The 11,631-nt window shown below is 40.3% G+C and carries 8 protein-coding genes; 5 read left to right on the plus strand and 3 right to left on the minus strand.

From position 1 onward, the window contains the following. The first annotated feature begins 124 nt into the window (after nt 1-124). Together glnA and CH377_RS09295 are read left to right on the plus strand one after the other, a co-directional pair. A complete protein-coding gene (gene glnA / locus CH377_RS09290; protein ID WP_100723541.1) occupies nt 125-1,546 on the plus strand; it encodes a type I glutamate--ammonia ligase in 1,422 nt (473 codons plus the stop codon). A gap of 734 nt (nt 1,547-2,280) precedes the next feature. Beyond that, nucleotides 2,281-3,429 carry a hypothetical protein gene (locus CH377_RS09295; protein ID WP_125172163.1) on the plus strand — a complete coding sequence of 383 codons (1,149 nt, stop codon included), beginning with the start codon at nt 2,281-2,283 and terminating at the stop codon, nt 3,427-3,429. Nucleotides 3,430-3,473: 44 nt separating this feature from the next. Here the strand turns inward: CH377_RS09295 and CH377_RS09300 are convergent, their stop codons facing one another. Then, on the minus strand, nt 3,474-4,232 hold the full coding sequence (locus CH377_RS09300) for a hypothetical protein (RefSeq protein ID WP_100723543.1): 759 nt from the start codon (nt 4,230-4,232) through the stop codon (nt 3,474-3,476). 329 nt (nt 4,233-4,561) lie between these two features. Between CH377_RS09300 and CH377_RS09305 the strand changes: the two genes are divergently transcribed. Together CH377_RS09305 and CH377_RS09310 are read left to right on the plus strand one after the other, a co-directional pair. Beyond that, entirely contained in the window at nt 4,562-6,394 is a 1,833-nt protein-coding gene (locus CH377_RS09305; RefSeq protein WP_243401980.1) for an alginate export family protein, read from the plus strand. Nucleotides 6,395-6,624: 230 nt separating this feature from the next. Then, complete coding sequence (locus CH377_RS09310) at nt 6,625-8,031, plus strand: cytochrome c biogenesis protein CcdA (RefSeq protein WP_100723652.1); 1,407 nt, start codon at nt 6,625-6,627, stop codon at nt 8,029-8,031. Nucleotides 8,032-8,048: 17 nt separating this feature from the next. Here CH377_RS09310 and CH377_RS09315 read toward each other — a convergent pair whose 3' ends face one another. Together CH377_RS09315 and CH377_RS09320 are read right to left on the minus strand one after the other, a co-directional pair. Beyond that, a complete protein-coding gene (locus tag CH377_RS09315; RefSeq protein ID WP_100723545.1) occupies nt 8,049-9,011 on the minus strand; it encodes a prolipoprotein diacylglyceryl transferase in 963 nt (320 codons plus the stop codon). A 71-nt stretch (nt 9,012-9,082) separates the two neighbouring features. Continuing rightward, complete coding sequence (locus tag CH377_RS09320) at nt 9,083-10,099, minus strand: M23 family metallopeptidase (RefSeq protein WP_100723546.1); 1,017 nt, start codon at nt 10,097-10,099, stop codon at nt 9,083-9,085. Nucleotides 10,100-10,158: 59 nt separating this feature from the next. Between CH377_RS09320 and pcnB the strand changes: the two genes are divergently transcribed. After that, nucleotides 10,159-11,631 (plus strand): polynucleotide adenylyltransferase PcnB, encoded by a 1,473-nt coding sequence (pcnB, locus tag CH377_RS09325; RefSeq protein ID WP_100723547.1) that lies wholly within the window; start codon nt 10,159-10,161, stop codon nt 11,629-11,631.

Genomic DNA, 11,631 nt, shown 5'->3' on the forward strand with positions numbered 1-11,631 from the left:
GAAGGAAGATACTTGCAAGATGGGTATTAGGATTTGGCACATCTTTTGCATAAGCTTAAGCAGGACACGCTTTTCGCGTGCGAATTAGAGACCCCTAGTACAAACATATAGGAGATAAGTATCAATGGCGAAAAATGCCGCAGAAGTGATCGCTTTCGCAAAAGCGAACAAGGTTCTTTTCTACGATTTCCGTTTTACGGATATTAAAGGAGCTTGGCACCACGTTTCTTACCACGTAGATTCAGTAGAAGAAGACACTCTAAAAGGACTTCCTTTTGACGGTTCTTCCATCCCTGCTTGGCAGCCGATCCACAAATCGGACATGCAGTTGATCCCTGACCCAACTTCCATCTTTTTGGATCCGTTCACTGCAGATCCTACTCTTGTAGTATTCTGCGACGTTTGGGACATCTATAAAAACCAAGCTTACGAAAAATGCCCTCGTTCCATCGCTAAAAATGCGGTGAAATACCTGAAAGATACCGGGATCGGCGACACTGTTTATTTCGGACCAGAAAATGAATTTTTCCTTTTCGACGGTTTGAAAGTAAGAGACGCGATCAATATTCAGTATTATGAATTAGAATCTTCCGAAGGTATTTGGAACTCTCACACTGACATGCCAGGTTCCATCAACACTGGACACCGTCCAGGAACCAAAGGTGGTTACTTCCCAGTAGCTCCTGTGGATTCACAAGTGGATCTTCGTGCTGACATCGTTAAAACTCTTCATAAGATCGGAATGGAAACTTTCGTGGTTCACCACGAGGTTGCTCAGGCTCAAGGAGAGATCGGAGTTAAATTCGGAACTCTTATAGAAGCGGCAGATAACGTTCAAAAACTGAAATATGTTGTTAAGAACGTAGCTCATAAATGGGGAAAAACTGCAACCTTCATGCCTAAACCTCTTTACGGAGACAACGGTAACGGTATGCACTGCCACCAATCTATTTGGAAAGACGGCAAAAACCTGTTTGCAGGAAACGGATACCAAGGTTTGAGCGAATTAGCTCTTAACTATACCGGTGGTGTATTGAAGCACGGAAAAACCGTAGCAGCTTTCACTAACGCTTCTACTAACTCTTACAAAAGACTTCTTCCAGGATTCGAAGCTCCTGCGATCTTAGCTTACTCTGCTCAGAACCGTTCCGCTTGCGCGAGAATTCCGTTCGTTAGCGGTGAAAAAGCTAAACGTGTTGAGTTCCGCTTCCCAGATTCTTCTGCGAACCCTTACCTTGCATTTGCTGCATTGCTTATGGCAGGACTTGATGGAATCCAGAACAAGATCGATCCGGGACCACCTCGGGAAGAAGACTTGTTCGAACTTTCTCTGGACGAGATCCGCGAGAAGGGAATCCAACAAATGCCTCACACTCTTAGAGAAGCAGTTGAGCATATGTTGGCAGGTAAAGAAATTTTCAAAAAAGGAAATGTATTTACCGAAGAGTTCATCCAAACCTACAAAGCTTACAAATTCGAAACCGAAATTTGGCCTTGGGAAGGACGTCCTCACCCATTCGAGTTCCTTACTACTTATTCTTGCTAATCGTAAGAATTCAGTATGGATTAAAAAACCCCGAGATTTCTCGGGGTTTTTTATTTGAGAAGGGGATTTCATTTCGATTACCCCGTCCTTGACATCTTGACAAATGTGATAAAACTAAAAGTATAGACATCCTATAATAGGTGATTTTACTTAATGGATGTTCTGTAATGAATAACAATTTTTTGAAAGAATTCAAGCTGAATAGATTCAAGGAAATATTTCTTAAAGTAGCACCGTTTATCATTATAGTATGGTCCACTTACTTTGCGTATTTAAATAAATTTTTACAAGACGATGCATTCATAACTTTTCGGTATTCGGAAAATTTTATAAATGGACTTGGAATAGTATTCAATCCCGGAGAATATCTAGAAGGATACACTAACTTTCTTTGGATGTTATTAGTTTCTCTAGGAATCTCGCTTGGAATACCTCCTGAAAAGTTTTCCATTCAATTGGGTCTATTTTTCTATTTAGGGACCTTATTGGTCTGGTTTAGGATCGCTAAGTCCTTATTCAAATCCAATGAATTTTATATAATAGGCTTTCTCTTTTTATTAGGTTTTAATTACTCTTTTTCTTCGTATGCGACGGGGGGGCTCGAAACTTCGTTAATTACTTTTTTGATCAGCATCGTTTCTTATATTACATTAAAGATTTATGATCAATCTAAGTATTCGGCTTTATCTTTGATTCTAATGAGTATTGCCCTTGCATTATTGGTCCTTACTCGAATGGATGCAGGTTTAGTAGCTGTGGCTACGGGACTTTTTTTACTTTATAAAGTAAGGAATCAAAAAGGTGAGTTGATTCGATTTTTAGCCTTAATTTCTATTCCTTTCGCATTGATTGTCGGTGCTTGGTTATTATGGAAATTGAGCTATTACGGTAATATTTTACCGAATACATTTAACGCCAAAGTAGGCGGTAAAAATGCGGATACTTTCATAGCGGGATTGGAATATTTTCAAATATTCTTATCTATATATTCTCTTGGCCCATTTTTAATTTTAGGGATCCTATTCGCGTTTTATAAATCGAATTTCAAATTTTATTCCTTTTTAGGTTATATCGGACTCTTGGTTGGATTGATCTCTTTATATATACTCTGGGTTGGAGGGGATTTTATGGAATTTCGATTCATAATACCTATTCTCCCACCAATAGTATTGGCTTTGTTCCTTATTTATCGAGAACAAGCAAAGGCCGGTTTATTGATAGGCTCGATGCTAATTGTTACTAGTATTTCTTCCTATTATTTCAGATTACAAGATAGATTCTTTCCGGAGCCCATCTCGAATTTTTCAACAGTTGAAACTACTCGTATGCTGGAAAGGCATTTGAAATCTCCATATGAAAATTGGAGTTTGATCGGTAAAAAATTCCAGGAATATTTTGGAAATTCGCAAGTCAAAATTGCTTTAACACCCGCAGGTGTTATTCCTTATTATTCAAAACTTTATACGTTAGATATGCTAGGTTTAATGGATTCTAATGTTCGAAATCCTGATAAATTCCTTGCCGCAGAATATATGAAGAGTGGTCACAAGAGATTTTCTAAGATAAACTATCTAAAGGAACAACAAGTCAATTTAATCATTGGTCATCCGGTAATTAATCTCACGGATGATTTTGAAGGTCAATTTCCTGTTGAGGCAGCTGTTATAAGCTCAAGAATACCTCGTTTAAAGATAAATAAGGAAGTGGTTTTAAGGAATTTTTTTCCTTATATCTCTGCGGAAGAAATTGCAAGCGTACAGTCTGTAAATCTGCTATGGATTCCGCTCAATGAATCTATTAAAGTCCTAACAATCTATTTAAGTTCATCAGAGTTTGTTGATCAAAAGATTAAAGAAAACAACTGGGAATTGATTCGGCTTTAAAGTTTAGGATCGATACTTTTTGTTTTGAAGAACTATGACTAATTTTAAGGGATCTGATCCAGGTTTGGCTTATCTGCTTCCGGGTATTTTGCCAAATACGCCCCCACAGTTTCTCTTTTTTTTGTCAGCCTTTCTCTATGATCGGAGATTATTTGTCCAAAGTCTAATTTGCCGGTAATGATCTCGTATCTTTCCGTTTCGATCGTGCCTAAATCCAGATCATAATCTATCTCTGAAGCTTGGTCTGCGTATTTTCTGGAAGCTTCCCAATAGGGAATAGCTTCTTTGTAAAATGAATCGGCTACTTCGAAGGATTGTTTCAACTCGTGGGCAAAATCTAAATTATAAAAATATAAATGCCTTTTGTCGAATTGAGAAGCGATCCTCATATAGGACCGCATAATCTGCAGATTCATGTGCATAAAGATCAGAAGTCTATATTTATGATATTCTTCTTCGTTAGTTACTCTACAGAGTGCATTTCTTGGATGGCGGAATCTCTTTTGTAATCCGGCTTTTAAGAAGAATATATTCCGTCTGAGTTCATTCTCTTTATAATGAAGTTTGAGACCATACATCTCGTAATAATCTTCTAAAAACTTTGGCTCCCATTTATGGAGTTTATAGGGGACCCAGTCTGAAAACTTGGTATATACACCATTCTTCTCGTATTCGTAATTATAATCCAAGTCCGGTTCTGTGCTGATGGAGACAGGGATTGGGTTCAAATTTTGTAATGTAGGGGAGAATAGCAGAAAAATGAGTATCCAGACCCGCGTTATGTGCCTTATTCTTTTCTGCATTCTATCTTATTCTATCGGTCTTTCTGCGCAATCCTGGATGGAAAAGAAGTCTCGGAAGATTCTACTTTAGCAGAGGAAATGACAAATCGTCATATAGAATAAGGGTTTTTAATTTAAAAAAGCGACTGAGGACCAAAAAATCCTGGAAAATATCAAATAAATTGTTTACAGAATCTGTTAAACTCTAATTTATATCCGCTATATTGGATTTTAATCCAAAATAAGGGACTCCCCATATGTTAAAAAATACAGTTACAAGCCGACCGAGTCGGAACAAAAAAAATTCACTCTTGCCAGTCCGACTCTTTTTGTCCTTCGGACTTTTCGGATTGGGAACCCTATGGGCCCAAGGTGTGGAGCCTCCTAAACAGGAGACAGTGACACAGGCGGAGATTACTCCAACCAAGTCTGTTGCAGAAGAAAAAAATACTGCTCCTTCTACCCAAACTCCTGCGGCAACTACGACTAGTAATGCAGATGCTAAGGACAAAGATAAGGAGAAGGAAAAACCTCCTGCTCCTCCATATAAAAGTCCTTGGAAAGGTAAATTAGACGGAGAATTACTTGGTACCTTACTTTTAACTCCGGAACACCAGGATTCAGTTAAAAAGAATCCGAATCTTTGGATTACAGATAACCTTCGTTTCGGTATACAGATCCGCCCTAGATTTGAAAATTTTAATAACCAAGATTTTGATAAGTCTACAAGTGATTCTAAAAACTACGTTACCCAAAATAGCCAGTTCTGGACTCTTTTGGATATAAATGAATCTTTCGCGGTGAAATTAACCATCCAAGACACTCGTCTTTATGGGCAATATAAAGATCCAAGTGGAACAGGATATGGTCCTACTTCATTTACGAATTCTATCGGGACAGCGTATGCTCCCGGAAGCCAGATCCCGGTAAAAAATAATACGGATGTCCGAGAAGCTTATGTGATCTGGAAAGATTTCCTTCCTTATACAAAAATGTATTTAGGTCGTCAGGTTTTCTCTTACGGAGATTCCAGGATCATCGGTGCCCGGAATGATAGTCAGATCGGTAACTCTTTCGATGGGGTAAGAGTTGCATTTGATACCAAAACATGGTCTACACATGCAGGTTATACTGTTCTTGCGGAAGAGAGTAATGGTCCTAACGGATTTGTAACCGCAAATAGCCAGAAAGTCAGTGGGGCAAGTGCGCTTAATGATACTTACCTTGCTTTCTTATATAATTCCTGGAAACCTTCCGAAGAATTAGTGGTGGATCTGTATGAGATCGGTGTTATCAAAAAATATAATACTACTACAGCTTCCGGTCCTCTCGTAGATCCAAATTTAAGAACAAACGGTAGAGATAATCTATTCACCACAGGTTTTCGTTTGAGCAATAGAACTGCTTCCGGTCGTAGTCTTCCTGCAGGAAAATCTTGGGACTGGGGTTTAGAATATGCAGCCCAAACAGGAAGCACCGGTCAGACAATAAACGCTTCTTGGGATACTCTGAATACTACCATTGGAACCGGCGCAAACAAACATGCCGCCTACAAGGAAACAGTTCAGCATGACGCTTCCTTCTTCTTGGCTCAAACAGGCTATACCTACAAAGGTTTCCGTGTGGGAGTTCAATTCGCAAGAGCTTCCGGCGACCCGAACAGAACTGATGGAAAATCTGCAACTTGGGATCCTTTATTCGCTACAAGATCCGGTGGATTCCCTTATTTCGACTCAGGAAACGGTATTGCAAACGCTGCCTTTTGGGCAAACGTAAGAACTTCTTCCATTCATATCCAATACTATGATGAAACCTGGGGAAGGTTCATTTTCGCAATTTACGATATTCGCAAGGATAAAGTCCAAGACGCATGGTATGACGGTAATAGAAACGCAGTTACAGGAAGCACGGGATATGATGCGAACGGAAATTTTGTCGGGAATAAGACTGTTGCTGGAAGTACTGAAAACGTCGGCAATAATCCTTTCCTGAAAAATTGGCAACCTGGGCACAGGCTTTTACTGGAATATGATCTGATTTATATCAAGAAGATCAATGATTACTTCTCGATTTGGGCAGGAGCCACTGTTCTTTACGCGGGAGACGCGATCAAAAACCAAAAACAATTCAATTTCGATCGAAATAGTACCTATTTCTCACTCACTCTTCAGTTCGCCATCTGAAGTAGTTGTCCGTCTTAAACCCGGTCTTTTTTTAGAAAAGGGCCGGGCTTTTTCTGTCCTTTCTACCTTTCCGCTTCGTCCAAACAAGTACGGACCAAATCTAAGGGTGTCCTTCCGGGAATTCAGGATTGACCATACTTTTAGAAATCGCAACTTGGTTTCGAGGTTATGGAGCCGATAATGAATCTTAGGAGAAAGACAAATCCTGTTTGGGTCTAATCGTCCATCTCATGAAGAAAATTCGGATCCTTCTCTCCTCAATGTTTGGCCTAAGAGCCGGACTTCTAATATTCTTCTTTTTCCTAACTAGCTCGTTACAGGCCCAATCTCAGGCAGTCTCCGAATCCTGGCTGTCTTCTCTAAACAGATGGCTGGAAACCGGAATTTCAGGTTCTGAGTTCGGATTTAATTCTGCGATCTTCCTAGTCTTGGGAGGATTATGTGCGAGCCTTCTTCCTTGCGTTTATCCTTTATATCCAATCACTGTCGGGATCATAAAAGCAAGGGGAGAAACCGCCACGAACAAAATGTTCCATCCTCTGGTGTATTATGCAGGGCTGGCTTCCATGTATTTTTGTTTCGGTCTTGTGGCTGGAGTTTCAGGTGGAGCGTTTAATACTGTTCTAAGATTTCCGGGAACAAATCTATTTTTAGCCGTAATTATTTTTCTATTGGGACTTGCTTCATTAGGAATTTTGCATTTACCGATTTTTCCAGTGAAAGAATGGAAAGGCTGCCAAGGCTGGAAGGGGACCTTCCTTTTGGGAATGGGAGCAGGCTTTTTATCTTCTCCTTGCGTGGGGCCGATCGTAGTTGCGATTCTCATCCAAGTGACTGCCGGGGTCCAAAGTATCAGTGTTTATTCTTTAGCAGTTTCTGCATTTAAGATGGCGTTGTTCGGACTTGGTTTAGGATTACCGTTTTTATTTTTAGGAGTGTTTGGGCTTTCTCTTCCTCGTGGAGGTAGATGGACCAGATGGATACAGATCGTTTTAGGATTTGTGGTCTTCTATTTTGCATGGTCTTATTATAATAAGGCAATGCAGTTATGGTCCGTTCCTGCTGATTTGAGTCTTGGGATCTTGGCCGCCGCTCTTGGAGTTTTAGCCACAGCATATTATTACCAACCGGCATCATATCTTCGTACAGAAAGAATGAAGAAGGCATTAATTCTTACCGGACTAATTTGTTCTAGCGCTATCCTAATCCGACTTGCAGGTTGGGGTGTTGTTCCAGGCGGGATCAAGAAGGATCTTGTAGAAGAACATGGAAATTTGGAGTGGCATAGAATTTCTGATACTGCATTCGAGACTGCTCGAACAGAAGATCGTTTAGTATTTGTGGATTTTTATGCAGATTGGTGTTCTAATTGTAAGGCTTTCGAAGAGTTGACCATTGCCGATCAGAATTTGAATCAGGCATTAGGTAAAACTATCCTTTTAAAGATCAAGGATGATGATAAGGATTTTCTAATATATGAGAATGATCCTAGATTCCCTGAATTGAAAATTGGACTTCCATTCTTTGTGATCTTCTCTTCGGATGGGAAGGTCCTTTTTAAAACTACGAATTATTTGAATACTGCAGATATGATCAGAACGATCAAAGGGGAGAATATCCACGCCTCAGGTGAATGAGGCGCAGAGAATTTCTCTTAAGCTGGGACTGGTTCTTTTTCCCAGAGTTTCCATTTCACTAAGAAATATACTCCTACCAGTATGATCGCAATTGATACGTACTGAGATTGGGAAAATCCATGCCAGTAATATCCATTTAAGAAGGTAGTAGTTTCTCCATTTGCTCCTGGGATGTTCGATTGAACAGGAGGATCAAAGAATGGAATCACTGCCTTATTTACTCTTAAGAACTCTATCGCTAATCTTGCAAATCCGTGTAGGATTAGATACTGAGCACCTAAGCTGAATTTTTTGAAGTTTTGGAATCTTGCCCATTTTTGGAAGTAAACAAAAAACAAGAAGGATACTGCTGATTCCATAACTGGAGTATTCCAGACAGGAACGCCACTTGGAACTGCACTTGTTGGCCAGTAGGTGAATGTTAAAACTGGAATGTCTGAATGAGTTGCAAATCCGTAACAACCATCTCCGGAAACAAAACATCCTAATCTACCTATTGCATAACCCAATGCCATACTTGGAATTGTAGCGTCCAGGTAAGCTTTTACATCCAATTTGTTTTGGATCATGTATAAGCTAATGAATAAGATCCCGAAAAGGAATCCTCCGTAAAATACCAAACCACTTCCGGAAAATAAACTGGACCAAAGTCCTGGACGACCAGGGAATCCATCGAAGTGGGTGAGTGGATAGAGGTATATTCCGTCGAAGCCTGGGGTATCTACGAATATTTGGTCCCAGATCTCGAAGATAAAAAATATCTTAGCGCCTACGAATGTTCCAAAAACTCCTAAGATCAAAAGCCAATCTGCATGAGCAGGTTCCAGATGTTTTCTTTCTAATTCCTTAGGTAAAAAATAAGAAGCCGCTAAAAAGGCGATGACTACTAAAATGCTGAATGTGGAAATTCCTTCCCAACCGCTGCTGATGTATTTCTGGACGAAAGGTACTAGTCCGGGAATATCTATGACTTTATACATGGTTCCTTCTTTGGATCTTTTTTCCCTTATATTCGTTCCCCGAATCGGGAAAGTTTCGGAGAGATTAAAAATTATTCCATATTTACGAATTCTGCCGGATCCATAGGTGGATCATAACCTATATGGACCTCATAATGAACGTGGGGGCCTGTGGCCTTTCCTGTGGACCCTACATTGCCTATATGTTGGCCTCTTGTGACTAACTGTCCTTTTTCTACGAAGACCACGGAGCAATGCCCATACACAGTATAAAATCCGTTCAAATGATTGATACGGATACTTTTTCCGAGCCCACCGGCAGACTGTCCATTATCTTCTATTATACCTGGAGCTGTTGCGTAGATAGGAATTCCTTCGCCCGCAGCAAAGTCAATACCAGAGTGGAATTCTCCCATCTCTACTAGACCGAATGGATCCACCCTTCCTCCAAAAGTAGAAGTCACAAATCCTACTCCAGGTTTTAAAGGACGGCCTCTAGGCATCGCGTATAAAATAGATTCTCTTTCTTCCAAGTAATCGAATGCATTTTGGAATGCATGTTTGATCTTGTATAATTCAATATTTCTTTCTGCGAAACCTTCGACAGTATCTGAATATAGATCCATGTTAGTCGAAGATTCCGGAACGTTTTTCTTTAAGCTAAACTCAGGTACATAATCAAATGTGAGAATTCTTTTCCAGGGAACTTCTTCCCAAGCGACTAGGTTTAGCTGTTCTGTCTTTTTTTCTAATCCGGAAATTTCTTTCTTAGCGTCTTTGAGAAGAGAGTTATAATAAAGAAATAACCCAACATTATTGTCAGTCTCTCTGATCAACTCCCTATTTGGTACAAAAAAGAAGTTCATATAGACCACGAATGCACTCGCTAACAGAAAAAGTAGGACAGAAAGCACTCCTAAAAACGCGGCCATAAAAACACTTAGCTCTACGTTCAGTACAGCTTCGTGATCATGAGGTACGAGTAGGAAAGAAATTTTGCGTGAGCCTTTTTCTTTGATTTTTAGCCAAGAAGAACGAAGGCGAAGATACTTGATCTTCAGCCTTTCTGCGGCTCTGGGGCGGTCTTCGAACTTTGCCTCGTTGTTCATAGATTTTTACTTGCAGGTAGGGGTCCGACAGGGATTATAGGACTTAACTATCCCATCATATGAAATTTCTGTCCAATCTCTTCAAGAAAAAAATAGGATCCGTCGACGACATTCTTATTTATCCGGAGGGACGGAGGTTCTATCGAGATTCGCATCCGGTCCGTAAGACCATGATCGACGAAGATGCGGTAAAAATCATCCACCGTCTCCACAAATTTGGATACAAGGCCTATATCGTGGGTGGGGGAGTTCGTGATCTTCTTTTGGGACGCAAGCCGAAAGATTTCGACGTGGTCACCAACGCGACTCCGAATCAAATTAAAAAAATCTTTAATAACTGTCGTATCATCGGTCGTAGATTTAAGATCGTTCATATTCTCTTCAAGGGAAAGGTGATCGAGGTAAGTACTTTTCGATCTCTTCCCGAGCATCGTTTCGAAAAACATGTAGAAGATCAGGATTATCTGATCAAACGCGACAACAAATTCGGTACTCCTCAAGAAGACGCCGCCAGAAGAGACTTCACAATCAACGCGTTATACTATGATATCCGTAATGATTCCATCGTGGATTATGTAGGCGGATATGAGGATATCCAAAGCAGACAACTCAGAGTGATCGGAAATCCGGATATTTCTTTTAGAGAAGATCCGGTTAGAATGTTGCGCGCGGTAAAGTTTGCGGTACTTCTAGGTCTTAAAATAGATAAGGGAACTTCCAAATCTATTAAGAAGAATGTTCACGAGTTGGAAAAGGCTTCTTCTTCCCGTATGCTGGAAGAATATAATAAAATTTTCCGCACCTGGAGAACTTCTCTTATTTTCCAGGGGATGGCCCAAAATTCTCTTTTAGAAGTTCTTCTCAAAGAAGCATTCGAAAGAGAACGCAAAAAAAATCCGGACTTCGGGGACAAGTTCCTGGAGACTAGAATCGGAAAACGTTTGGCTATCGCGGATAAACTTCTTTCCGAAAGAGAGGAGCTTACTCCTCAAATATTTTATGCACTTTTATTCTCCGACCTTGCGGAAGATTCTTTAACTAAGAAGAGTGGGGGGCATTTAGTTGCTTCTTTAAAACTAGCTTTGGAGCCGATTTTCCAGAGATTAGGAACTCCTAAAAAAGATAAGGAAAGACTGATCAAGGTATTTGCTTCTCAGGAAAGATTTACTCATATCGAAGACGATAAAGCCACTCAGAATAATTTCTTCCGTAAGAAAGATTTCTTCTACGACGCGTTTTACGTTTATAAGATCAATGCGATCGCGGACAATAATGACAAGGCCCTACAGTCTGCATTCTTCTGGGAAATCTCTCTTCGTAAAAGACCGGTCCTGCCGAATAGTATCGGTGGCGGCGGCGGAAGAAGGGAAGGTGGACAGCAAAGCGGACGTCCAAACCGAAACCGTAAAGAAAGAGAAAGCGGCGGCGGTAGATTTAAAGATCGTAATAGAAAGGGCGGTCGCCAAAACGGGGAACAGTCTAAACAACAGCCCGAATCAAATTCCGAAAATTCTGAAACCGAATCGGATTGA

Origin of the sequence: Leptospira haakeii, assembly GCF_002812045.1 — a bacterium.
Lineage (GTDB): Bacteria > Spirochaetota > Leptospiria > Leptospirales > Leptospiraceae > Leptospira_B > Leptospira_B haakeii.

What these genes read in the sequence shown, in the direction of transcription:
- CH377_RS09315 (WP_100723545.1), bottom strand. Translation starts at nt 9,011, where the DNA reads ATGTATAAAGTCATAGATATTCCCGGACTAGTACCTTTCGTCCAGAAA.
- CH377_RS09320 (WP_100723546.1), bottom strand. Translation starts at nt 10,099, where the DNA reads ATGAACAACGAGGCAAAGTTCGAAGACCGCCCCAGAGCCGCAGAAAGG.
- CH377_RS09295 (WP_125172163.1), top strand. Translation starts at nt 2,281, where the DNA reads ATGGATGCAGGTTTAGTAGCTGTGGCTACGGGACTTTTTTTACTTTAT.
- glnA (WP_100723541.1), top strand. Translation starts at nt 125, where the DNA reads ATGGCGAAAAATGCCGCAGAAGTGATCGCTTTCGCAAAAGCGAACAAG.
- CH377_RS09310 (WP_100723652.1), top strand. Translation starts at nt 6,625, where the DNA reads ATGAAGAAAATTCGGATCCTTCTCTCCTCAATGTTTGGCCTAAGAGCC.
- pcnB (WP_100723547.1), top strand. Translation starts at nt 10,159, where the DNA reads ATGAAATTTCTGTCCAATCTCTTCAAGAAAAAAATAGGATCCGTCGAC.
- CH377_RS09300 (WP_100723543.1), bottom strand. Translation starts at nt 4,232, where the DNA reads ATGCAGAAAAGAATAAGGCACATAACGCGGGTCTGGATACTCATTTTT.